Annotated in this window: 19 protein-coding genes and 1 tRNA gene; 5 read left to right on the forward strand and 15 right to left on the reverse strand. The window is 64.0% G+C overall.

Annotated elements, in window-relative coordinates:
- Nucleotides 1–125: 125 nt before the first annotated feature.
- Nucleotides 126–1,670 (reverse strand): cation:proton antiporter domain-containing protein, encoded by a 1,545-nt coding sequence (locus C793_RS0107020; protein WP_017430233.1) that lies wholly within the window; start codon nucleotides 1,668–1,670, stop codon nucleotides 126–128.
- Nucleotides 1,671–1,903: 233 nt separating this feature from the next.
- Here C793_RS0107020 and C793_RS0107025 point away from each other — a divergent pair, with 233 nt between their 5' ends.
- Nucleotides 1,904–3,250: a Na+/H+ antiporter family protein gene (locus C793_RS0107025; protein WP_017430234.1), complete on the forward strand. Its 1,347-nt coding sequence runs from the start codon at nucleotides 1,904–1,906 to the stop codon at nucleotides 3,248–3,250.
- Between the two features lie 5 nt (nucleotides 3,251–3,255).
- Here C793_RS0107025 and C793_RS0107030 read toward each other — a convergent pair whose 3' ends face one another.
- From C793_RS0107030 to C793_RS0107055, 6 genes are all read right to left on the reverse strand, one after another.
- Nucleotides 3,256–4,017: an RNA methyltransferase gene (locus C793_RS0107030; RefSeq protein WP_017430235.1), complete on the reverse strand. Its 762-nt coding sequence runs from the start codon at nucleotides 4,015–4,017 to the stop codon at nucleotides 3,256–3,258.
- Nucleotides 4,018–4,148: 131 nt separating this feature from the next.
- Nucleotides 4,149–5,795, reverse strand: coding sequence for a chaperonin GroEL (gene groL / locus C793_RS0107035; protein ID WP_017430236.1), 1,647 nt, complete (start codon nucleotides 5,793–5,795; stop codon nucleotides 4,149–4,151).
- A 57-nt stretch (nucleotides 5,796–5,852) separates the two neighbouring features.
- Entirely contained in the window at nucleotides 5,853–6,146 is a 294-nt protein-coding gene (locus tag C793_RS0107040; RefSeq protein WP_017430237.1) for a co-chaperone GroES, read from the reverse strand.
- Nucleotides 6,147–6,375: 229 nt separating this feature from the next.
- On the reverse strand, nucleotides 6,376–6,906 hold the full coding sequence (locus C793_RS0107045) for an FxsA family protein (RefSeq protein ID WP_017430238.1): 531 nt from the start codon (nucleotides 6,904–6,906) through the stop codon (nucleotides 6,376–6,378).
- A 153-nt stretch (nucleotides 6,907–7,059) separates the two neighbouring features.
- Complete coding sequence (locus C793_RS0107050; protein WP_245550200.1) at nucleotides 7,060–8,100, reverse strand: hypothetical protein; 1,041 nt, start codon at nucleotides 8,098–8,100, stop codon at nucleotides 7,060–7,062.
- A gap of 216 nt (nucleotides 8,101–8,316) precedes the next feature.
- Nucleotides 8,317–8,401, reverse strand: a tRNA-Leu gene (locus C793_RS0107055).
- Between the two features lie 95 nt (nucleotides 8,402–8,496).
- Here C793_RS0107055 and C793_RS0107060 point away from each other — a divergent pair.
- Together C793_RS0107060 and C793_RS0107065 are read left to right on the forward strand one after the other, a co-directional pair.
- Nucleotides 8,497–9,207, forward strand: coding sequence for a ComF family protein (locus C793_RS0107060; RefSeq protein ID WP_017430240.1), 711 nt, complete (start codon nucleotides 8,497–8,499; stop codon nucleotides 9,205–9,207).
- 34 nt (nucleotides 9,208–9,241) lie between these two features.
- A complete protein-coding gene (locus C793_RS0107065; protein WP_017430241.1) occupies nucleotides 9,242–10,216 on the forward strand; it encodes a serine/threonine protein kinase in 975 nt (324 codons plus the stop codon).
- Nucleotides 10,217–10,261: 45 nt separating this feature from the next.
- Here C793_RS0107065 and C793_RS0107070 read toward each other — a convergent pair whose 3' ends face one another.
- Entirely contained in the window at nucleotides 10,262–10,858 is a 597-nt protein-coding gene (locus C793_RS0107070) for a hypothetical protein (protein ID WP_245550201.1), read from the reverse strand.
- A gap of 347 nt (nucleotides 10,859–11,205) precedes the next feature.
- Here C793_RS0107070 and folE point away from each other — a divergent pair, with 347 nt between their 5' ends.
- Entirely contained in the window at nucleotides 11,206–11,757 is a 552-nt protein-coding gene (folE, locus tag C793_RS0107080; protein ID WP_017430243.1) for a GTP cyclohydrolase I FolE, read from the forward strand.
- 129 nt (nucleotides 11,758–11,886) lie between these two features.
- Nucleotides 11,887–13,344 carry an NAD-dependent succinate-semialdehyde dehydrogenase gene (locus C793_RS0107085; protein WP_017430244.1) on the forward strand — a complete coding sequence of 486 codons (1,458 nt, stop codon included), beginning with the start codon at nucleotides 11,887–11,889 and terminating at the stop codon, nucleotides 13,342–13,344.
- Between the two features lie 119 nt (nucleotides 13,345–13,463).
- Here the strand turns inward: C793_RS0107085 and purH are convergent, their stop codons facing one another.
- The 7 genes from purH to dsbD form a co-directional block, all read right to left on the reverse strand.
- A complete protein-coding gene (gene purH, locus C793_RS0107090) occupies nucleotides 13,464–15,044 on the reverse strand; it encodes a bifunctional phosphoribosylaminoimidazolecarboxamide formyltransferase/IMP cyclohydrolase (protein WP_017430245.1) in 1,581 nt (526 codons plus the stop codon).
- Nucleotides 15,045–15,134: 90 nt separating this feature from the next.
- Nucleotides 15,135–15,431, reverse strand: a complete 297-nt coding sequence (gene fis / locus C793_RS0107095) for a DNA-binding transcriptional regulator Fis (RefSeq protein WP_017430246.1) — start codon at nucleotides 15,429–15,431, stop codon at nucleotides 15,135–15,137.
- Complete coding sequence (gene dusB / locus C793_RS13635; protein ID WP_083871907.1) at nucleotides 15,428–16,465, reverse strand: tRNA dihydrouridine synthase DusB; 1,038 nt, start codon at nucleotides 16,463–16,465, stop codon at nucleotides 15,428–15,430. Before dusB ends, fis begins: the two co-directional genes overlap by 4 nt.
- Before the next feature lie 123 nt (nucleotides 16,466–16,588).
- Nucleotides 16,589–17,515, reverse strand: coding sequence for a 50S ribosomal protein L11 methyltransferase (gene prmA, locus C793_RS0107105; protein ID WP_017430248.1), 927 nt, complete (start codon nucleotides 17,513–17,515; stop codon nucleotides 16,589–16,591).
- Nucleotides 17,516–17,646: 131 nt separating this feature from the next.
- Nucleotides 17,647–18,987 carry an acetyl-CoA carboxylase biotin carboxylase subunit gene (gene accC / locus C793_RS0107110; RefSeq protein ID WP_017430249.1) on the reverse strand — a complete coding sequence of 447 codons (1,341 nt, stop codon included), beginning with the start codon at nucleotides 18,985–18,987 and terminating at the stop codon, nucleotides 17,647–17,649.
- Nucleotides 18,988–19,018: 31 nt separating this feature from the next.
- Entirely contained in the window at nucleotides 19,019–19,492 is a 474-nt protein-coding gene (gene accB, locus C793_RS0107115; RefSeq protein WP_017430250.1) for an acetyl-CoA carboxylase biotin carboxyl carrier protein, read from the reverse strand.
- 523 nt (nucleotides 19,493–20,015) lie between these two features.
- Nucleotides 20,016–21,938, reverse strand: a complete 1,923-nt coding sequence (gene dsbD, locus C793_RS0107125; protein ID WP_051038353.1) for a protein-disulfide reductase DsbD — start codon at nucleotides 21,936–21,938, stop codon at nucleotides 20,016–20,018.
- Nucleotides 21,939–21,941: the final 3 nt, after the last annotated feature.

Below are 21,941 nucleotides of genomic sequence, written 5' to 3' on the forward strand. Positions count from 1 at the left end.
TCAGCGGTGCGTAGGTATAACGCAGGACAGCCCCGGCCCGCCAACGGCGCGCCGGGGCTTTTGCTGGCTGGGTGGCGGCGTGGTTGGCTGTGAGGCGAGCGTTGGCCGGTTGGACGCCAGGACGACTACGCGGAGGCTTCCTGGAGGCATTCGCAGGTTTTCTCGGCGATGCCGATGCCCGCGCCGGACATCAGCAGGTAGGTATGGTCGACGCCGGCGGCCTTGAGGGCCTGCTCTTCGTCCTGAAAATGCAGCCCGGCGATAATGCGACCGCGAAAGTCGCCCTTTCTCAGCTGGCGGGCCGCCATCAGTTTGCTTTCAATATGGGGCATGGCCAGCGTGACGGCCTGTAGCCGGGTCATGTCCAGGTGTTCCCAGAATCCCACGTCTTCCACGTCGGCGTAGAGGACATGGCGTGCCTTTTGCCGGCCCTTGTTGGGGTCCGAGTCCAGGCCGATGACGCTGACTCCCTGCTCGACAAAAAAGTCGTAGGCGGCGCTGCCCGTACGCCCCATGCCCAGCACCATGACGTGGGCGTCGCCCAGGTCAGCGGGCTGTTCATCGGGGTGCTGAGTGTCGGCTTCAAAGCGGACAAGATACGTTTCCAGGCGGTCAAACAGCGGATGCGCAAAGCGGTTCAGCGGCGCGCTGATGACAAAGGATAGCGCCACGGTCACCGCCAGCGGCACCAGCCAGCCGGGCAGAACGCTGGCGGCGACAATCAGGCCGAACTCGCTATAGGCCGACAGGCTGAGGCCGCCGAGAAAGGCGTTGCGCGCGCGCACCCGGAAAACAATCAGCAAGGCGGAAAACAGCAGGCCCTTCAGCGGCAGCAGCAGGGCAAACACCGCGGCAAACATCAGCGCATTGGCATCGGGCAGGCCGGACATGCCGATTTGCAGGAAAAAGCTGATCAGCAGGATTTCCTTGATGCCCCAGAGCGCGTGGGAAAGCTCCTGGGCGCGGGGATGCTGGGATAGAATCAGCCCCATGGCCAGCGCCCCGACCTCGGAGCTCAGGCCCACCGCCTGAAAGCCCATGCCCCCGGCGGCGACGGCCAGCACCACGCCCATGAGCACCAGCAGCTCGTCGTGGGCGGCGACGCGCATCAGCCAGTAGAGCAGCGGCCGCAACAGCGGCAGCACGAGCACCCACAGCGCCCAGATGGACGGCGTCTGGCCGCTGTAAACGCTCAGCACGGCAAGCGCCACCAGGTCCTGCATAACCAGGATGCCGATGGCAATGCGGCCGTGAAAGGCGCGCAGCTCACCCTTGCTTTCCAGCACCTTGGCGGCGAGCACCGTGCTGGAAAACGACAGCGCAATGGAGAGCAGAATGGCGGTTTCCAACGGCAGACCGGCCAGCCAGATAAAGCCGACGGTGAACACCGAGCCGCTGATCAACAAATGGACAAAGGCGCTGCCCAGCACCACCGGCTCGATCAGGTTTTTGATATTGAGCTTTAGCCCGATGGTAAACAGCAGCAGCAGCACGCCCATGTGCGCGGTATGTTCAAGAATCGGACCGGCATCGGTGGGCAGGCCGACGGCGGGGCCATAGGCGTTGAGCGCGAACCCGGCGGCGAGAAAACCCACCAGCGGCGGCAGCCCGATCTGACGCACCAGAATGCCGAAGATGAAGGCAAATGACAGCGTAACGACTTCAAGCATGGAGGCGGGGTGCCGCGCCGGTGATCAGGCAGCGTCGAACGACGGTGGGCGGGGTGGCGTGGCGCATGGTGACAGCTATCTCCCTGGAAGCGAGCCACACCGAGGGGCATGGCAGAGCAATGATTTTTGCCGGCATTTTACCCTCTCCTGACGTTAACGCCAGCGGCCTGGCCGCTTTTATCTGCTAGAATCCTTCGCTTGATCTTCTTCTCCGACGTATCTGGATAGTGCCGATGAACGCAGTCATTCTTGCCGTGCTGGTGATGGTCGCCCTCGCGCTGGCGCGGGTCTCCGTGGTTTTTGCCCTGGTGCTGGGGGCGCTGGTGGGTGGCCTCGCCGGCGGGCTGAGCCTGGAGCAAACGCTGGATGCCTTCAACGAAGGCGTGGGCGGCGGTGCCCAGGTCGCGCTGGCGTACGCGACTCTCGGGGCCTTTGCGGTGGCGATTTCACGCTCGGGCCTGCCGGACATGCTCGCCCGCCGGCTGATCAACATGCTCGGCCAGGAAACCGACGCGGCGCGTCAGGCGCGCGTCAAATATCTGCTGCTGGTGGCCGTCCTGCTGGTGTCGATTTCTTCCCAGAATCTGATTCCCGTGCATATCGCCTTTATTCCCATCCTGATTCCGCCGCTGCTCAAGGTGATGAATCAGCTGCGGCTCGACCGCCGGGCGATTGCCTGCGTGCTGACGTTCGGGTTGACCGCGCCGTACATGATGTTGCCGGTCGGGTTTGGCGCGATTTTTCTCAACGATATTCTGCTCGCCAACATCAACAGCGCCGGCGAGCCGCTGGGGCTGGAGATTACCCGGGGGATGCTGCCGCTGGCCATGGCGGTGCCGGTGGGCGGCATGGCCGTGGGCATGCTGGTGGCCGTGTTTATCAGCTATCGTCGCCCGCGGGACTATGAAACCCGCGCCGTGGCCGGTGCCACCGCCGGTGAGGGCCATACCCCGCCGGCGCCCCATGCGCTGGGGCTGATCATGTCCGGGCTGTCGATTCTGGCGGCGCTGGGGCTGCAGCTTTATAGTGGCTCGATGATTCTCGGCGGGCTGGTCGGCATTGCGCTGCTCTCGCTGGGCGGCATTTTCAAGTGGCGTGAGGCCGACGACCTCTTTACCAGCGGCATGCGGATGATGGCACTGATCGGCTTTATCATGATTTCCGCCGCCGGCTTTGCCGAGGTGATGAAAACCACCGGCGAGATCGACGCCCTGGTTCAGGGCGCCTTTGCGCTGTTTGGCGACAACCGCGGCCTGGCGGCGATTGCCATGCTGCTGGTGGGGCTGTTCATTACTCTGGGTATCGGCTCGTCGTTTTCCACGATTCCCATTATTGCGGCGATATTCGTGCCGCTGGCGGTGCAGTTCGGCTTTTCGCCGCTGGCCACCACGGTGCTGGTGGGCACAGCGGCGGCGCTGGGCGATGCCGGCTCGCCGGCCTCGGATTCGACGCTGGGGCCGACCTCGGGGCTCAATATCGACGGCCAGCACGACCACATCATGGGCAGCGTGGTGCCGACGTTTTTGCACTATAACCTGCCGATGATCGCCTTCGGCTGGACCGCGTCGATGCTGCTTTAAGGCGTTCAGCGATCCCGTGGCGGCGTATCGGGCTCCAGCGCGCTCAGCAGCCCGCGCAGTAGCGAAAGCTCCTTGCGGCTGGGCTCGGCTCGGGAAAACAGCGCCTGCAGCTGCTCTTCGGTGCGGGCGTGGGGCTGAGTCAGAAAGCCGCTTTTTGCCATGACCTCGTGGAGGTGGCGCTGAAAGTGGCCGAACTGCTCCCGGGTGGGCGGCGTGGTTTCTCCGGGCGTGGGGTAGACAAAGCCGCTGTCTTCGCGGCTGCGCCAGGCCCGGTGCAGCTCGTAGGCGAGTATCTGCACCGCCTGCGAAAGATTCAGGATGCCGTAGTCGGGGTTGGCGGGAATGCTGACCTGGTGGGTGCAGCAGCGGATCTCGTCGGTGGTCAGCCCCGAGCGCTCGCGGCCGAAAACCAGCGCTACCGGCGCGTCCTGGCCGTTGTTTGACGCACTTTGTAGACAGTCCAGCGCGCTCTCTGCCATGGCATCGGGTTCTTCGAAGTGGGGCAGCGGCAGGCTGCGTAGCCGGGCGCTGGCGCCCACAACCTGTACGCAGTCGTTCACGGCTTCGGTGAGCGAGCCGACCACGCGGGCATTTTCCACCACGTCGGCGGCGCCCGCTGCGAGCCGGGTGGCCTCGTCATCGGGAAAGGCTCGGGGGTTGACCAGCACCAGCTCGGTGAGGCCCATGGTTTTCATGGCGCGCGCGGCGGCGCCGATGTTGCCGGGATGAAAGGTCTGCACCAGCACGATGCGAAGTCGGGATAGCACGATGGCGGCTCCTGGGCACGGGATGGAAACGAAACGCGGCGCATGACAACAGAAAACCCCGCCGCAGCGGGGTTTGTCGGGTCGGGAGCCGTGAATCCGGCTCCCGGGGCAGGCGCAAGGCCGATGCTGTCTTACATCATGCCGCCCATACCGCCCATTCCACCCATGCCGCCCATGTCCGGCGCGGCAGCTTCCTGCTCGTCGGGATCGTCGGCGATCATGCATTCGGTGGTGATCATCAGGCCGGCAACCGAGCCGGCGGACTGCAGCGCGCTGCGAGTTACCTTGGCCGGGTCGATCACGCCCATGTCGAAGAGGTCACCGAACTCGCTGGTCTGGGCGTTGTAGCCGAAGTTGCCTTCGCCGTCCTTGATGCGGTTGATGATGACCGCGGGCTCTTCGCCGGCGTTGGTCACAATCTGACGCAGCGGCGATTCCATGGCGCGCAGGGCCATGCTGATGCCGTGGTTCTGGTCTTCGTTGTCGCCGGTCAGGCCGTCTACCTTGTTCAGCGCACGGACCAGCGCGGTGCCGCCGCCGGGTACCACGCCTTCCTCGACCGCTGCACGGGTAGAGTGCAGGGCATCTTCCACGCGGGCTTTCTTTTCCTTCATTTCGACTTCAGAACCGGCGCCGACACGGATGACAGCCACGCCGCCGGCCAGCTTGGCCACGCGTTCCTGGAGCTTTTCCTTGTCGTAATCGGAGGAAGTTTCCTCGATCTGCGCGCGGATCTGGGTAACGCGGGCTTCGATGTCTCCATCGTTGCCGTTACCGTCGATGATGGTGGTGTTTTCCTTGGACATGGTCATGCGCTTGGCGGTGCCCAGGTGGTCCAGAGTCACCTGCTCCAGCGACAGGCCAACTTCCTCGGAAATCACCGTGCCGTCGGTGAGGATGGCGATATCCTGCAGCATGGACTTGCGGCGATCGCCGAAGCCGGGCGCCTTGGCCGCGGCGACCTTGACGATACCGCGCATGTTGTTGACCACCAGCGTGGCCAGCGCTTCGCCTTCGATGTCCTCGGCGATAATCGCCAGCGGCTTGCCGGATTTGGCCACGGCTTCCAGCGTCGGCAGCAGCTCGCGGATGTTGGAGACTTTCTTGTCCACCAGCAGGATGTAGGGGTCTTCCAGCTCGACCGTCATGGCTTCCTGGTTGGTGACAAAGTAGGGCGAGAGGTAGCCGCGATCGAACTGCATGCCCTCGACCACTTCCAGCTCGTTGTCGAAGCCGCGACCTTCGTCGACGGTGATCACGCCTTCCTGACCGACTTTCTGCATGGCATCGGCAATGATGGCGCCGATGTCCTTGTCGCCGTTGGCGGAAATGGTGCCGACCTGGGCGACCGAGCTGGTTTCGGTGCAGGGAACCGACAGCGCATGGATTTCCTTGACCGCGGCGGTCACGGCGTGATCAATGCCGCGCTTGAGGTCCATGGGGTTCATGCCCGCGGTGACGCCCTTAAGGCCTTCGGCAACGATCGCCTGGGCCAGTACGGTGGCGGTAGTGGTGCCGTCGCCGGCGGCGTCGGACGTTTGCGAGGCCACTTCCTTGACCATCTGCGCGCCCATGTTTTCGAACTTGTCCTTGAGCTCGATTTCCTTGGCCACGGAAACGCCGTCCTTGGTCACGGTGGGAGCGCCGAAGGACTTGTCGAGTACCACGTTGCGGCCTTTCGGGCCCAGGGTGGCCTTGACGGCATTGGCGAGAACGTCAACGCCGTGGGTCATGCGCTTGCGGGCATCATCGGAAAACTTAACTTGTTTGGCTGCCATGTTGATTTATTCCTGAAGGGTTAAAGGGGTCAACGTGAAACGTCAGCTGTCGCGGATTCAACCTTCGACAACGGCCAGAACGTCAGCTTCGCTCATGATCAGGACTTCTTCGCCGTTGATTTCCTCTTTCTCGACGCCGAAGCCATCCTTGAAAATAACGGTATCGCCGACCTTGACGTCCAGCCCGCGAACGTCGCCGTTATCCAGGATACGGCCGTTGCCCACGGCCAGCACTTCGCCGCGTGTGGGCTTTTCCTGGGCGCTGCCCGGAAGAACGATGCCGCCGGCGGTGGTCTGCTCTTCTTCAACGCGACGGATCACGACGCGATCGTGCAAGGGACGGATATTCATTCACGTTCTCCTGATTGTTGGCGATACATGTTCGTTGGTGATTCAGGTTTGTTGGCGATTCAGTTTTGTTGAATATAGCAGGTTGACTCGGAGGCCCTGGAAGACCGCTGTCTTCGGGCCTTGGCCGCCTTTTCGCGCTGCTTCAAAAAATGGGGGCTGGCACTATCCTTTCAAGGGGGAGACAGCAAAAAAAAATCGGCTTTTTTCATCCCGTTGGCCGTCTCTCCGGTCAGCGCCGACGAAACGCTTCGTCCCGGGCAATAAAGTCGCCTTCCAGGGGTTCGTCGGCGGATTGACGCTGTCCCGGGTTGCGGGCGCGGCGCCCTGACGCGGCGTTCCACTCGTGGGCTCCCTGCGATGTGCGGCCGCCGGAGGTATAGCTGCCTGACGCGTCTGTGGCGCTGAAGCGCGCCCGGAAGCCCAGCCAGACCAGCAGTTTGAGCAGCAGGCGCCGGGCGTCGGGGATCAGGCAGGCGAGGCCGATGGCATCGGACAAAAAGCCCGGCGCCATGAGAAGCGCGCCGCCAAAAATCAGCGCGGCGCCGGTCAGCAGCTCGGTAGAGGGCACTTCGCCGGCGTTGAAGCGTTCCCGCGCCCGGGCAAAGGTATAGGCGCCTTCGCGGCGTATCAGGTGCAGCCCGCCGATACCGGTCACCATGACCAGCAGCAGGGTTGCCAGCAGCCCGATCTGGCCGCCGACGCTGAACAGCACGACAAAGTCCAGCAGGGTAAACAGGGAAATGAACACCAGAATTGGCATGGGCTTGCTCCGACTCGCTGTAAAAGCCTGCGGGGTACATGGTGACGCGACACGGCGAACACAAGCGTCCGGGGGGGGGATTTTCGTTATTCCGGCCATTACATCCCGTGAGTAGACCGGGATTCTCGCCGTTATATGGCCAGGGAGCCGGGCTCAGTCGAAATAATCCTCGGCGCGCTTTTTCTGGAAGTACATCTCGATGCGCAGCGTCATGGCCCAGCGCGGGTGATAGTGGGTGTCGCGCTGGAAGTGCAGCTCGGGAATCACGTCGGCAAAGAGAACGCCCTTGTGCAGGTCGCGCCGGTAGCGGGTTTGCAGATAGTAGTCGGTCATGCGCGGGTTCGAGGCGCTTTCGCCGATGGCCAGGGCGGAATAGCGCAGCGCACTGCGATCGTTGAGCCGGTGATTAAGCTCGGCGGTTTCGCTGTACTCCAGGGTGTCTTCCGTTTCACGCCACTGCACGTTGGTGACGAATCGCAGGTGGCGCCGTTTGCTCAACGAGCGTCCGACATCCCAGCGCGTGCGGGCGGAATAGCCATCGTTGTTGAACCAGGAAACACGGTTGTTGGATTCCAGCTGCCAGGGGCCGTCGTTCAGCCGCCACAGGCGCTTGCTGGTGAGGCGCACGTAGGGGTCCAGCGGCAGATGCAGACGCACACCCGCGCCAAGGTGATGGTTCCAGCGCTTGCGCTTGTCGTGTTTTTCCAGCCAGCCAAGACCCAGGGTAGAAGTGCGGCGGTCGCGCTGGTCGTTGGCCAGCCGGCCCGAGCCCTGCTCGGCAAGCGTGCCCTGTGATTCCTCGGGATCGCTTTCAATGATCAGGCGCAAGCGCTCTTCTGCCGTCGGCAGGTCGATCCGATAGCGCAGGTTGAAGTCGTTGTTGAAGCCCTCGCCTTCCATCCAGTCGAGTTCCTGACCCACCCGAATGTAGGACTCGTTATCGACCTCGTGGCTGCCTTGCGTGCTGAAAAAGTTGTCGATACTCCGCGAGGTGTTATCGACCCAGTTGCCGACTCGCTGACGGGCAGGGTCGATGTTTTCTCCGGCCCATTGGGGCAGGTCGGTATCCGGCGCGTCGGCGTCCGTGCCGGCTGCATCGTCGGCATAGCCGGGCGAGGTCAGCGCCAGGCTGCCCAGCAGTAGGGCGCCTGTAAGCCAGGTGTCGAGGCGTAATGCAGCAGCGCGTAATCTCATGCGGTAGTTATCGGCCATTGGAGCGGTACGGTGCCGGCGCGGTCGCTGCGTCGGAGGCGAGCGAGTCATCAATCAACAGCCGTCGGGAGGCTGGCGTTTGCGTGGGTCTGCTTCGAGGGGCTGTCTTCGGACGTCCGTATGACAGGAAAATCTACGAAAAAAGCCGAATCAAAAGCGGCTTTGCGAAGACGTAATATGCTGAAAAGCATGAAAATATGGTGCGGATGGGGAGACTTGAACTCCCACGCCTAGCGGCACTAGAACCTAAATCTAGCGTGTCTACCAATTCCACCACATCCGCAGAATGGCTGCACATCGTACGCGTTATTCGGCTAAAGTCAATGTGACGTCGGGCATGGAAGGCCGTTGGCAGTCGCTTCACAGGGAGGAAGGCAAATGCAGTTTAACGTAGCCGGACCGCTGGCAGCACTGGAGCGGGCGCTGCATCGCGCCATGCCCGGCTACTGCGCGTTTTGCCTGGGTAAAACGGCGCCGGGGAAAAGCTGGTGTCTGCCCTGCTACCGGGAGCTTGCCTGGCATTTGGGTGGCTGTCGCGTCTGCGCTGAGCCCCTGGGCGGCCGGACGGCAATATGCCGGCATTGCCGCGAGCACCCGCCGGCGTTTGACCGTGTTCAGGCGCCGCTGCTGTATCGCGGTGCCGTGACCCGTCTGGTACAGGACTTCAAGTTTCAGGCCTCACCCCGAGCCGGTATCCTGCTGTGCGAGCTGTTTGTTTCAGCGCTGGGGCCTTGCGACGCCCAGGCGCTGTTGCCGGTGCCGCTGCATCCCGACCGAGCGCGTGAGCGCGGCTTCAACCAGTCGCAGTGGCTGGCCGAGCGGCTGGGGTCGCGTTTGCAACTGCCGGTCGCGCAGGCGCTGCGCCGGGTGGATACGCCCAGCCAGCGTGCGCTGTCACGCCCGGCGCGGTTTGCCAACATGGACGAGGCCTTTACGCTGCTTGGGGCGCTTCCCGCCCGGGTCGCCATCGTGGATGACGTGGTGACCACCGGGGCGACGGTCAACGCCCTGGCGCGGGCCGCACGCCGGGCCGGGGCTCGCCGTGTGACAATTTATGCCCTGGCGCGTACATCGCTGGCCTTGTCTTGATAAACTGGGCCTTTTATCCATTGCCGAGGCGCCCATGACTCATGTATTTGCCGCGCTATCGCCGACGACGATTGTGGCGGCGCTGGAATCCGTCGGGATGGCGCCGGCGGGCGAACCCTTTGCCTTGAACAGCTACGAAAACCGCGTGCTGCTGTTCCGCGATGATGATCGCTGCGGCTGGGTGGCCAAGTTTTACCGGCCCGAACGCTGGTCGACGGCGGTCATTCAGGAAGAACATGACTACTTGCTGGAACTGGCGGCGGCGGGCGTTGGCGTGGCCGCGCCGCTGCGCCTGGCAGGCGGGCAAACGCTGCATCATTTCGGCGGCTTTGATTTTGCGCTGTTTTCCCAGCAGCCGGGGCAGGCCCCCGAGCTCGAGGAGCCTGCCCATCTGTTTGCCCTGGGCGAGGTGCTGGGGCATTTGCACGGAGTAGCCGACCGCCGGGCCTTTGTTCATCGCCCGACGCTTGAGCTGGCCTCGGGGGCGGCCCGGGCCAGCGATGAGGTGCTCGCGAGCGGCTGGTTGAACGCCGATCAGCGGCGAGCCTATGAGCGCGTGGCGGGGCATCTGGTCGAAAAGCTGGAAGGTTACGCTACGCCGCCGGCTGACATGATCCGCTGCCACGGCGACTGCCATTTGGGCAATATCCTGGGGCGCGACGAGGTGTTTACCCTGGTGGATTTCGACGACTGCCTGATGGCGCCGGCGATGCAGGATATCTGGATGCTGCTGTCGATTAACGACCCGGCATCCTGGCAGGCCCGTCTGAGCGAAATTCGCGAGGGATACGAAGAGCACCGCGAGTTCCCCGGCGACGAGCTTTCGCTGATCGAGCCGCTGCGCAGCTATCGCCTGATGCGCTACAGCGCCTGGCTGGTTGCCCGCTGGCAGGACCCCGCCTTCCCGGCGGCCTTTCCGTGGCTGGCCGAAAGCGGCTACGTGGACAGCCACATCCGCGAGCTGGAGCAGCAGCGAATGTGGCTGGATTCGTCGCGCTGGCTTGGCTGACCGGGGCTGACAGGTCAGGGGCTGAAGGGCGGCGGGCCGACAGCTTCAGTTGCCGGCTTCGGGATCGGGGCGCTCCTCGGGGATCGGGTTGGCCACGCCGTCGCCGTTGGCCTGCCGGCGCTCCTTGTTGATTTCCGCCGAGGGGTTGCGCTGCTCGGTAATATCCAGCGGCGATTCCAGAGTCAGCGTAAAGGTATGGCCTGAATCCAGCTTGCAGGCGCCGGTGTCGCAGCCGATGCCGTAATTGCCGTCATCCCCGTATACCGAGGCGTCAAGCTCGCCGGAAAAGATCGAGCTGTCGGCCGCATCGGTTTCGATGCAGGTGACGTCGTGGGGCTGAATCCGGATACGTGCATCATGGCGCTGGGCGTCGCCGACGATCACGCAGTATTCGGGCAGGGTATGCGACGCCTGGTTGAGATCCGCGGGTCGCAGGAGAATCCCTTCCTGGCGGGCATCATCGCCGGCCAGGCTCAGGGTATCGACCAGCTCGACGCCGACGGACGTATCGGCCGGCAGCGATAGCGTATCAGCGGCTTGCGCCAGCGGTGCCATCAGCAGCGCCGCGGCCAGTGCGGCCGTTCGGCCCGTTGCGCCGGTGAGCAAAGAGGTCGGTGTCGTGGGCGTCCTGGGTAAAGGCATAGCGTTCTCTCGCGATTGGTGACGGCGGAAAAGCCTGAGATGATAAGGTTATAATATCACAGTATGAGGTTTTGCCGCGGGGGCGTCGCGGCACTCTGCCGCATCCTGATTTTCTGCCTGCGGCACTATTTTTTGCCGATGGCACCATTTTTGCCTATGGCTTCGTTGTTTGCCTGCGGCATCTCTGCATACGGCATACAGCGACCGTTGATCAAGCCATCAGCCACGATCAAGCCATTGAAGCATTATTCATCCATCATTCATTAACAGCACGCAATGCCAACACGCATTGCCAACATAAGCGCCATGACGGATCAGCCATGGATAGCGTATCAACGAGGCCGCACATGACCGATGACATTGCCCATCACTACCGCCATATCATGCAGCAACTCGGGGAGAATCCCGACCGTGAAGGGCTCAAGGATACGCCCGACCGCGCCGCCCGGGCGATGGAGTTTCTCACCGCCGGCTATCACCAGTCGCTGGACGAAGTGGTCAACGGCGCGGTATTTGATTCCGGGACCGATGAAATGGTGCTGGTCAAGGATATCGAACTGTATTCCATCTGCGAACACCACCTGCTGCCGTTTATCGGCAAGTGCCACGTTGCCTACCTGCCCAACGGCAAGGTGCTGGGGCTGTCCAAGTTTGCCCGGATTACCGACATGTTTGCCCGCCGGCTGCAGATTCAGGAAAACCTCGCTCTGCAGATTGCCGAGGCGGTGCAAGAGGTGACCAATGCCCGGGGCGTGGCGGTCGTGATCGAGGCGCAGCACCTGTGCATGATGATGCGCGGCGTGGAAAAGCAGAACTCCAGCATGTCGTCGTCGGTGATGCTCGGGGCTTTCCGCAACAAGCCGTCTACCCGCCAGGAATTTCTGACGCTGATCAGCTGATGGCGGCTGTCTGCGCCTTATGTCGGGGTGGCGAAAGCCACTGTTCGCCTTGGTGGATACCCGTATTTCGTTTTAGCATGCAGTCAACGGTTTTTATGCTCAATACCATCATCCGGTCGGGAGTCCGTCATGGAACCGCTTAAAGAAACCCAGCTTTACTGTCCGTTTGCGTATATCGACGGCAGCTGGGTCGCCGCCGACGGCGGTGAGCAAATCAGCGTTTACAACCCTGCCACCGCCGAAGTGGTCGGCAACGTGCCGCGTCTGGGGGCATCCGAAACCCACCGCGCCATTGAGGCGGCCGATGCGGCGCTGCCGGCCTGGCGCGCGATGACCGCACAGCAGCGCGGCGATCTGCTGCTCAAGTGGTATGACCTGATGCTGGAGCATCAGCACGATCTGGCCATCCTGATGACCCACGAGCAGGGCAAGCCGCTCAAGGAAGCCGAGGGCGAAATTGCCTACGCAGCGAGCTTTCTCCGCTGGTTTGCCGAGGAAGGGCGCCGGGTCTACGGCGAGACGATTCCGCCGGCCAAAGCCGACCAGCGCATTGTCGTGACCCGGCACCCGGTGGGCGTGGTGGGTGCGATTACGCCGTGGAATTTCCCCGCCGCGATGATTACCCGCAAGGCCGGCGCCGCGCTGGCTGCGGGCTGTACCATGGTGCTCAAGCCGGCGAGCCAGACGCCGTTTTCCGCAACGGCGCTGGCGCTGCTGGCCGAACGCGCCGGGATTCCCCGTGGGGTGTTCAACGTGGTGCCCGGCACCGCCGGCGAGATCGCCGGTGCCATGACCGAGTCGCCGCGCGTGCGCAAGATCACCTTCACCGGCTCGACCGCCGTGGGCAGCCGGCTGATGGCGCAGGCAGCCGAAAACGTCCAGAAGATTTCGCTGGAGCTGGGGGGTAACGCGCCCTTTATCGTGTTCGAGGATGCCGATCTGGACGCCGCCGTGGAGGGGGCGATGGCCGCCAAGTTTCGCAACGCCGGCCAGACCTGTATCTGCACCAACCGCTTTCTGGTGCAGTCCAGCGTGGTCAACGCCTTTTGCGAAAAGCTCGCGGTGGCCATGCACAGCGAGCTGCACGTCGGCGACGGCGAGAAGGACGGCATCAATATCGGCCCGCTGATCGATGAAGCCGCCGTCCGCAAGGTCAGCGAACACGTCCAGGATGCGGTCGACAAGGGCGCCGAGCTGATGCTGGGCGGGCATCCGCACCCGCTGGGCGGCAACTTCTTTTCGCCCACGCTGATCAGCGCTGCCGGCCCCGAGATGCGGGTCGCCAGCGAAGAAACCTTTGGCCCGCTGGCGGCCGTCTTCCCGTTTGACGACGAGGACAGCGCCATCGAGATGGCCAACGATACCCGCTACGGCCTGGCGTCGTACTTCTATTCGCAGAACCTGGCGCGGGTGTGGCGCGTCTCCGATGCTCTGGAATACGGCATGGTGGGTATCAATACCGGCGCGATTTCCAACGCCGCGGCGCCGTTCGGCGGTATGAAAGCCTCGGGACTGGGGCGTGAAGGCGGCCACCAGGGGCTCGACGAGTATCTGGAAACCAAGTACCTGTGCATGGATATCAGCTAGCGTCGCGCTCCTGACGCACCAGGCCCCGGCGGCCGTGCATGGCCGCCGGGGCCTTTTTTTGGTTGGGCGCCGACAGTGCGGGCGGCGGTGCCTGGTACTGAAGAGAGTTCGTACTGGTGCTAGTGGCGAAAGTGGCGCATGCCGGTAAACACCATGGCAATGCCCGCCTCGTTGGCCGCGTCGATCACTTCGGGGTCGCGCTTTGAGCCCCCGGGCTGGATAACGGCGGTAATGCCCGCGTCGGCAGCGGCTTCGATGCCGTCGCGGAAGGGGAAAAAGGCATCCGACGCCATGACCGAGCCGGGCACCGTCAGGTTTTCATCGGCCGCCTTGATGCCGGCAATTTTTGCCGAGTAGACGCGGCTCATCTGGCCCGCGCCCACGCCGATGGTCTGGCCGTTTTGGGCGTAGACGATGGCGTTGGATTTCACGAACTTGCCCACGCGCCAGGCAAACGCCAGGTCGCTGAGCTCCTGTTGGGTCGGGGCGCGCTTGCTGACGACTTCAAGGTCGTTGCGGCCCACCATGCCCTGGTCGCGTTCCTGCACCAGCAGCCCGCCGTTGACCCGCTTGTAGTCCAGCGCTGCCGGGGCGTTGTGGCCCGGCCAGCCGGCGCTGGCATCCAGCAGGCGGACGTTGCGCTTTTCCGCGACAACCGCGGCTGCGTCGCTGTCGATCCCCGGGGCGATGATGACCTCGACAAACTGGCGGTCAACGATGAGCCGCGCGGTATCGACGTCCAGCGCGACGTTAAAGGCAATAATGCCGCCAAAGGCGCTGGTGGGATCGGTCTGGAAGGCGCGGTCGTAGGCATCCGCCGCGCTCTCGCCCACGGCCACGCCGCAGGGGTTGGCGTGCTTGACGATGACGCAGGCGATGTCGGCAAACGACTTGACGCACTCGAAGGCGGCGTCGGTATCGGCAATGTTGTTGAACGACAGCGGCTTGCCCTGACGGATCCGCGCCGTGGCCACGCCGGGCTCGCTGGCGTTGGGCTCGACGTAGAACGCGGCGTTCTGATGAGGATTTTCCCCGTAGCGCATGTCCTGCTTTTTGCTCAGCTGCAGGTTGAAGGTGCGCGGAAAGTCGCTGTCCTCGTCCCGGACCCGGCGCCCCAGGTAGTCGGCAATGGCAGCGTCGTAGCCGGCGGTATGCTCAAAGGCCCGGGCGGCCAGATCAAAGCGCGTCGCGGCACCGATGCAGCCGCTCTCCGCGCGCATTTCCTCGAGCACGCGGTCGTAGTCCTCGACGTTGACCACAACGCTTGCGTGCGCGTGATTCTTGGCGCAGGCGCGCACCATGGCCGGGCCGCCGATGTCGATGTTTTCAATGGCGTCGTCGAGCGTGCAGTCGGGGTTGGCGACGGTATCGGCAAAGGGGTAGAGGTTGACTACTACCATGTCAATCGGCGCGATGTCGTTATCGGCCATGATCGCATCGTCCTGCCCGCGGCGCCCCAGAATGCCGCCGTGGATTTTGGGGTGCAGGGTCTTGACCCGCCCGTCCATGATTTCCGCAAAGCCGGTGTGCTCGGAAACTTCCGTCACGGGAATTTGGCTGTCCTGCAGCAGGCGGAAGGTGCCGCCGGTGGACAGCAGCTCGACGCCGTGCTCGTGCAGGCCGCGGGCAAAATCCACCAGGCCGGTTTTATCGGAAACGCTGAGCAGGGCGCGGCGAACGGGGGGAGGGGTAGTAGCCATCAAACTCTCGTATGCAGTCGGTTTACAGGGAACGGGTTTACAGGGAATCGCTTAGAGGACAGCAGCGACGCCCCGGGGCGCCGCCGTCAATCAGGTCGTGTCGGGATCCAGCAGCCCGCAGGATTTGAGCTTCTTGCGCAGGGTGCCGCGGTTGAGCCCCAGCACCTGAGCCGCACGGGTCTGGTTATGCGCGGTATATTCCATGACCGAGGCCAGCAACGGGGCTTCCACCTCGGCCATGACCATGGCGTAGAGGTCGCTGGTTTCGCCACCGTCCAGGTGTTCAAAATAACGCTTCATCGACGCCTCGACGGCATCGCGCAGCGGGCGGGGAGCATCATCATCGCTGGCCCGGGAGGGCTGCGTGGGTGGCTGTTGATCGGTCATGCGGCGTGTCTTTCCTTGGCTGACAGGCGTTCGGCGGCATCCGGTGCCATGACGGGGAGCAGCCAGTCAAACTGGGCGGACGGGGTGTCCAGGGCGTTGAACTGCTGCTTGAGAATACGTTGCTGCGCGGGGGTAAAGCGCGAGTCGGCTTCAAGATACCAGCCCAGGTGCTTGCGTGCGATACGCACGCCCATGACCTCGCCGTAGAATCCGTGCAGCTCGGACAGGTGCTCGCCGAGTACCCGGTGGCGCTGGGCAAGCGTGGGCGGCGGCAGGTGGGTCCCCCGGGCCAGGTAGTGATTGATCTGCTCGAAAATCCAGGGGTTGCCCTGGGCGCCGCGGCCTATCATGAGCGCGTCGGCGTCGGTGTAGTCCAGCACTTGCGCGGCCTTTTCGGGGCCGGTGATATCGCCGTTGGCAAACACCGGCAGGTTAACCCGGGATTTGACCTCGGCGATGGTGTCGTATTCGGCCACGCCGGCGTAGCGCTGCTGGCGGTGGCGGCCGTGTACCGCCAGCGCCTGAATGCCGGCGTCTTCGGCAATGCGGGCCACGCGCACGGCGTTCCTGCTCTCGGCGCACCAGCCGGTGCGGATTTTCAGCGTTACCGGCACGTCCACGGCGGCAACGACGGCGTTGACGATATTCGCCACCAGGCGTTCGTCGCGCATCAGCGCGGAGCCTGCCGCCTTGCGGCAGATCTTTTTGGCCGGGCAGCCCATGTTGATGTCGATGACTTCGGCGCCCAGGTCGGCGTTAAGCCGCGCCGCCTCGGCGAGCATGGCGGCATCGCCGCCGGCAATCTGCACCACCCGGGGCGCGGGTTCGCCCCGGTGGTCCATGCGCTGGCGGGATTTGCGCGTGTTCCACAGCGATGGATCCGAGGTGACCATTTCGCCCACGACCCAGCCGGCGCCCAAGCGGCGGCACAGCTGGCGAAAGGGGCGGTCGGTGACGCCGGCCATGGGCGCGAGTATCACGCGGTTGGGGAGCGCGTGGGGGCCGATGGTGACGGGGGAATCAGCAGGTGTCATGGCGCAATCAGAATCAATAAACCGGTAGCCTTGTATGCCCGACCCGGATGGCGGCAAGCCGGCAGGCGAGACGGGGCGCGTATGATACGCCGAGACCCGCCCGGGTTGAAGACGTCGAAGGTATCAGGACGTCGGGCGGTAGCCACTCAGGCGTACCCAGCCTTCACGGACGGCGGGGTCGTCCATGATCAGCCCCCGCTCACGGTAGGCGTCCAGCACGTCGTCTGCCTGGTGTTCGAGAATCCCCGACAGCGCAATCTGCCCGCCGGGAGCGACGCGGCCGGCAATGCTGTCTGCCAGCTCGATCAGCGGGCCGGCGAGAATGTTGGCCGTGACGATCGGGAAACGCGCCTCGGGCTGGTCGTCGTCAAGCGATTCGGGGTAGTAAAGCGCCAGGGCGCTGTCGGCCAGTGCATTACGCTCGGCGTTATCCCGGCTCGACTGCAGCGCCTGAGGATCGATGTCGGTGCCCACGGCGGCCCGGGCGCCCAGCCTGAGCGCGGCAATGGCAAGAATCCCCGAGCCGCAGCCGACGTCGAGTACCCGGTTGCCGGCAAGCTGGTCGTCCACGGCGAGCGCGTCAAGCCAGGCCAGGCACAGGGCGGTAGTCGGGTGGGTCCCGGTGCCAAACGCCAGGCCGGGGTCGAGCACCAGGTTGACCGCGCCGGGAACCGGCGGCTCGTGCCAGCTGGGCACAATCCATAGCCGCTCGCCCATCTTCAGCGGCTCGAAGCCGTCCATCCATTCGCGTTCCCAGTCGCGGTCATCGAGAAGTTCATGGGTAATCTCGGGGCAGGGCTCGCCGGGAAGCTGTTCGGCCCAGGCGGCATGGAGGCGTTCGAGCATGGCGCCCAGACCTTCCAGATCGTCGTACAGGCCGGTGAGCACGGTGTCCTGCCACAGCGGTGTCGTGCCGCGCTCGGGCTCGAAGACCGGATCGTCGTCGGCATCCTGCAGGCTGATGGCGGTGGCACCTTCCGCCAGCAGCAGGTCTTCCAGGTGCTCGGCCTGTTCCGGCGCTACCTGCGCTTTAAGCTGTAGCCAGGGCATGGGGTTCTCCGCACGGCTGAGGGATAAAAGGGAGAGAGAAAGGGCATAAAGGACACAAGGCTACCAGCCAAAGACGCCAATGCCGGGGAGCGCATGGCCCCCGGCACCGGCGTAGCGTCTGCGGCAGCCCGTCAGGATTCGAGTTTCTTTTCCAGATAGTGGATGGTGACGCCGCCCTGCTGGAAGTGGCTATCGCGGACCAGCTCCTTGTGCAGTTCGATGTTGGTCTTGATGCCCTCGACCAGCAGCTCATCGAGACCGTTGCGCATCCGCGTCAGGGCGATATGCCGGTCTTCCCCCCAGGTGATCAGCTTGCCTATCAGCGAGTCGTAGTGTGGCGGTACGCTGTAGCCGGTATACATGTGCGAATCCATGCGCACGCCCAGTCCTCCCGGCGGGTGAAACAGCGTCACCCGGCCCGGCGAGGGCATGAAGGTGCGTGCATCCTCGGCATTGATGCGGCACTCAAAGGCGTGGCCGACAAGCTCGATATCGTCCTGGCTGACCGACAGCGGCAGGCCGGAGGCAATGCGCAGCTGTTCCTTGACGATATCCACGCCGGTGACCATTTCGGTGACCGGGTGCTCGACCTGGACGCGGGTGTTCATCTCGATGAAGAAGAACTCGCCGTTTTCGTAGAGGAACTCGAAGGTTCCGGCGCCGCGATAGTTGATATCGAGGCAGGCGTTGCGGCAGGCGTTGAGCACTTTTTCCCGCGCGGCCGGGTCGATACCGGGAGCCGGAGCTTCTTCCAGCACTTTCTGGTGGCGGCGCTGCAGCGAGCAGTCGCGGTCGTAAAGGTGAATGGCGTTGCCCTGGCCGTCGGCCAGCACCTGGACTTCCACGTGGCGCGGCTTTTCGAGGAATTTTTCCATGTACACGGTGCCGTCGCCGAACGCCGAGTGGGCCTCGGTACGCGTGATGCTGATGGCCGAAGGCAGGTGGCCTTCGGTGTGTACCACGCGCATGCCGCGCCCGCCGCCGCCGGAAGCGGCCTTGATGATGACGGGATAGCCGATGCGGCGTGCGGCAGCCAGGTTGGCTTCGTCGTCGTCGCCAAGCGGGCCGTCGGAGCCGGGCACGGTGGGCACGCCGGCCTCTTTCATCGCGCTGATGGCGCTGACCTTGTCGCCCATCAGGCGAATGGTTTCCGCGCGCGGGCCGATATAGCGAAAGCCGGAACGCTCGACCTGTTCGGCGAAGTCGGCGTTTTCCGAGAGAAAGCCGTACCCCGGATGAATCGCGCTGGCGTCGGTGACTTCGGCGGCGCTGATCAGCGCGGGGATGTGCAAATATGATTCGGCCGATGAGGCCGGGCCGATGCATACGGCTTCGTCGGCCAGGCGTACGTGCATCAGTTCACGGTCGGCCTGGGAGTGTACTGCAACCGTCTTGATGCCCAGCTCCTTGCACGCGCGCAGGATGCGCAGGGCAATTTCGCCGCGGTTGGCAATAAGGACCTTGTCCAGCATGGGAGAATCCACCCGTGTCAAAAATGAAGGATCAAGCAATCACGACCATGGGCTGATCGAACTCTACCGGCTCGCCGTCGTCCATCAGCACCGCTTCGATGACGCCGTCGCGATCGGCCTCGATCTGGTTCATCATTTTCATGGCTTCCACGATGCACACGGTATCGCCTTTCTTCACCGTATCGCCGGGCTCGGCAAACGGTTTGGCGCCCGGGGCCGGGCTGCGATAGAAGGTGCCCACCATGGGCGATACCACCGCTTCGCCCCGGTAGGTCGGCGCCTCGGGGGCTTCCTGCGCCGGAGTGGCGGTGCCGGGCGTGGCGGGGTCGGGCGCCTGCGCCGGCTGCGCCTGGGGAGCGTACTCGGGGAGTACCTGGGGCGCCTGGGAGGTGCCGTTGGGATGACGGCTGATGCGCACTGATTCTTCACCTTCCTGAATCTCGATCTCGCTGATGTTGGACTCTTCCAACAGCTCGATGAGCTTTTTGACCTTGCGAATATCCATGAGTGAATCCCGATCCTGAGTAAAAATGAAAAGGCCCGCAGGTGCACGCCCCACAAAGGGTCCGCTACCCGGGCGCCGGCTTTTGGGGGCCGATACGCGACGGGCGGCGGCAGGCACGCGTTCAGCGAGCGACAGTAACGTAACGGCAGCGTTTAAGTAGCTTCGGCAGACGGATGAAAACGGGGCATGATCAACGCCGGTTTTCAATCGCGGCAGCGCTTAAACGGCGCAGTACGTTGATGCGCCTGACGGTCGGTGCCGGGCGGATAATCGGCGCAGTAAACCAAACGATAAATAAAAGAGAACGCGGCACGTTCGTGCATGTTGCGGCTTTATTAGCGTCCAGTGCTGCGTCATCCGGGCGGCACGCGAAGAAAGTTTGCCGAAAAAAAAAGCGCCTGTCCAGCAACGCCGGCCATGCGCTTCAATAGCAGAATTAAACAGATGTTTGACGACGTTGGCGCCCGGGACGCCAAAATGCCGGCAAGTTCGCCTTGAAGCGGGCTTGCCGGCGACTCTCGGCTCAGCTGGCGCGGCGGTTCAGCCATTGCGCCAGCTGTTCCAGGTGGGCGCTGAATTCGTCGGCGTCCACCTCGCCCTGGATGCGCGCCTGGGCGATTTCCCGGTTATCGGCAAAGAACAGCAGGCTCGGCGGGCCGAACAGGTCGTAGGCCTGGAGCAGCTTTTGGGTGCTGGCGTCGGTCTCGGTAACGTCGGCCTCGATCAGCGCGTAGTCGTCAAGCGCGCGGGCCACGCGCGGGTCGGGATAGACTTCGCGCTTCATTACCTGGCAGGAAATGCACCATTCCGCGGTGAAGTCGACAAACGCGGGCTTGCCGGCGGCAGCGGCGCGTTCAATTTCATCCTCCAGGCCTGCCAGCGTTTCCACCCGGGTAAATTCGGGCGCGGCGGCGGCTGTCCGAGGGCCGCCGTTGACCGCTTGCTGTGTATTTTGCAGCGGACGCAGCGGGTTGCCGTTGCCCTGGGCGGCGCCCAGCAGCAGGGCAATGCCCCAGGCGAGCAGTAGAATACCCAGCGCCTGACGCGCCCGGCCCCAGCCCTGGGGCTGATTGAACTGCAGCGCGCCGAGTGCCAGCGCCGAGCCCACGGCCAGCGCCGCCCAGAGCACCAGGGCAACAGGCGCCGCGACCAGCCGCTCGACCATCCAGATAGCCACGCCCAGCAGCAGCAGGCCAAAGGCGATTTTGACGCCGTTCATCCAGGCGCCCGAGCGCGGCAGCAGGGTGGTACCGAAGGTGCCTACCAGCAACAGCGGCACGCCCATGCCCAGCCCCAGGGCAAACAGCACCCCGCCCCCCAGGGCGCCGTCGCCGGTAGAGGAAATAAACACCATGGCGCCGGCCAGCGGCGCGGTCACGCAGGGAGAAACCACCAGCACCGACAGCGCGCCGGCCAGCGCCAGCCCCGGCGGCCCGCTCTGCTGGGCGCGGTTTTGCCAGGCGTCTACCCGGGAGGCAATGCGCGGCGACAGCCGCAGCTCGAAGGCGCCGAACATGGCCAGCGCAAAGACCGTGAATAGTACCGCAAAGCTGATCAGCACCGGCGCCGATTGCAAATGCGCCTGAAGATTGAGCCCGGCGCCAAACAGGCCCATGAGCACGCCCACCAGCGCGTAGGTCAGCGCCATGCCCAGCACATAGCTGGCCGAGAGCACAAAGGCTCGGGGCCGGGTGGGGTTTTGCCCGACGATAATTGACGACATGATCGGCAGCATGGGCAGCACGCAGGGAGTAAACGTCAGCCCCAACCCGGCGAGGAAGAAAAGCCCCAGCGCCAGCGGCAGGCTGGCTTCATCGAGCAGGGTAGCAAAGCGGTGATCTTCGCTTTGCGGGGCGCTGAAGGCGTTGCTCTCGGCCGGTGCTTCGGGCGTGTCGGCCTCCGCTGATTCCGCAGTGGAAGGCTCGGCCGCGCTGTCGAAAGCTCCGTTGCTCGAAGGCGCCGGCGAAGAGGGTATATCGCTCCGAGCGGGAGTCGTCGCCTCACCGCCGGCCTGGTCTTCGGCAAAAGCGGCAGGGGCGTCCGTTTCGCCGGCTTCCAGGGTCATGTCCTCGGGCGGATAGCAAAGCCCGGCATCGGCACAGCCCTGAAACGTCAGCGTCAGCGAAAACGGGCCCGAATGCGGCTCTTGCAGCGGAACCTCGAAGACCACGCTGTCGCGGAAGGTGTAAACCTCGCCGAGGTACTCGTCCTCGGTGAAAGTGCCCTGAGGAATATCCGGTTCGCCCAGCTCCACGTCCGGCGTTTGGCTTTCAACGGCAAAGCGCTGGCGATAGAGGTAATAGTCCTTGGCGGCTTCCACGCCGATGTACAGCGTTTCGCCGTCATGCCAGGCATCGGGTTGAAACGCTTCGCGGACGGGGAGGAAATCCCCCTGGTCGTCGGAAAACCAGTCGGCCTGGGCGCTGCCAACTGGCAGAGCCAGCATCCA

Origin of the sequence: Vreelandella jeotgali Hwa (assembly GCF_000334215.1) — a bacterium.
GTDB classification, from domain to species: domain Bacteria; phylum Pseudomonadota; class Gammaproteobacteria; order Pseudomonadales; family Halomonadaceae; genus Vreelandella; species Vreelandella jeotgali.

Coding starts and splice junctions, on each gene's coding strand:
- C793_RS0107020 (WP_017430233.1), bottom strand. CDS start 1,670: ATGCTTGAAGTCGTTACGCTGTCATTTGCCTTCATCTTCGGCATTCTG.
- C793_RS0107025 (WP_017430234.1), top strand. CDS start 1,904: ATGAACGCAGTCATTCTTGCCGTGCTGGTGATGGTCGCCCTCGCGCTG.
- groL (WP_017430236.1), bottom strand. CDS start 5,795: ATGGCAGCCAAACAAGTTAAGTTTTCCGATGATGCCCGCAAGCGCATG.
- C793_RS0107040 (WP_017430237.1), bottom strand. CDS start 6,146: ATGAATATCCGTCCCTTGCACGATCGCGTCGTGATCCGTCGCGTTGAA.
- C793_RS0107045 (WP_017430238.1), bottom strand. CDS start 6,906: ATGCCAATTCTGGTGTTCATTTCCCTGTTTACCCTGCTGGACTTTGTC.
- C793_RS0107050 (WP_245550200.1), bottom strand. CDS start 8,100: ATGAGATTACGCGCTGCTGCATTACGCCTCGACACCTGGCTTACAGGC.
- C793_RS0107060 (WP_017430240.1), top strand. CDS start 8,497: ATGCAGTTTAACGTAGCCGGACCGCTGGCAGCACTGGAGCGGGCGCTG.
- C793_RS0107065 (WP_017430241.1), top strand. CDS start 9,242: ATGACTCATGTATTTGCCGCGCTATCGCCGACGACGATTGTGGCGGCG.
- C793_RS0107070 (WP_245550201.1), bottom strand. CDS start 10,858: ATGCCTTTACCCAGGACGCCCACGACACCGACCTCTTTGCTCACCGGC.
- folE (WP_017430243.1), top strand. CDS start 11,206: ATGACCGATGACATTGCCCATCACTACCGCCATATCATGCAGCAACTC.
- C793_RS0107085 (WP_017430244.1), top strand. CDS start 11,887: ATGGAACCGCTTAAAGAAACCCAGCTTTACTGTCCGTTTGCGTATATC.
- purH (WP_017430245.1), bottom strand. CDS start 15,044: ATGGCTACTACCCCTCCCCCCGTTCGCCGCGCCCTGCTCAGCGTTTCC.
- fis (WP_017430246.1), bottom strand. CDS start 15,431: ATGACCGATCAACAGCCACCCACGCAGCCCTCCCGGGCCAGCGATGAT.
- dusB (WP_083871907.1), bottom strand. CDS start 16,465: ATGACACCTGCTGATTCCCCCGTCACCATCGGCCCCCACGCGCTCCCC.
- prmA (WP_017430248.1), bottom strand. CDS start 17,515: ATGCCCTGGCTACAGCTTAAAGCGCAGGTAGCGCCGGAACAGGCCGAG.
- accC (WP_017430249.1), bottom strand. CDS start 18,987: ATGCTGGACAAGGTCCTTATTGCCAACCGCGGCGAAATTGCCCTGCGC.
- accB (WP_017430250.1), bottom strand. CDS start 19,492: ATGGATATTCGCAAGGTCAAAAAGCTCATCGAGCTGTTGGAAGAGTCC.
- dsbD (WP_051038353.1), bottom strand. CDS start 21,938: ATGCTGGCTCTGCCAGTTGGCAGCGCCCAGGCCGACTGGTTTTCCGAC.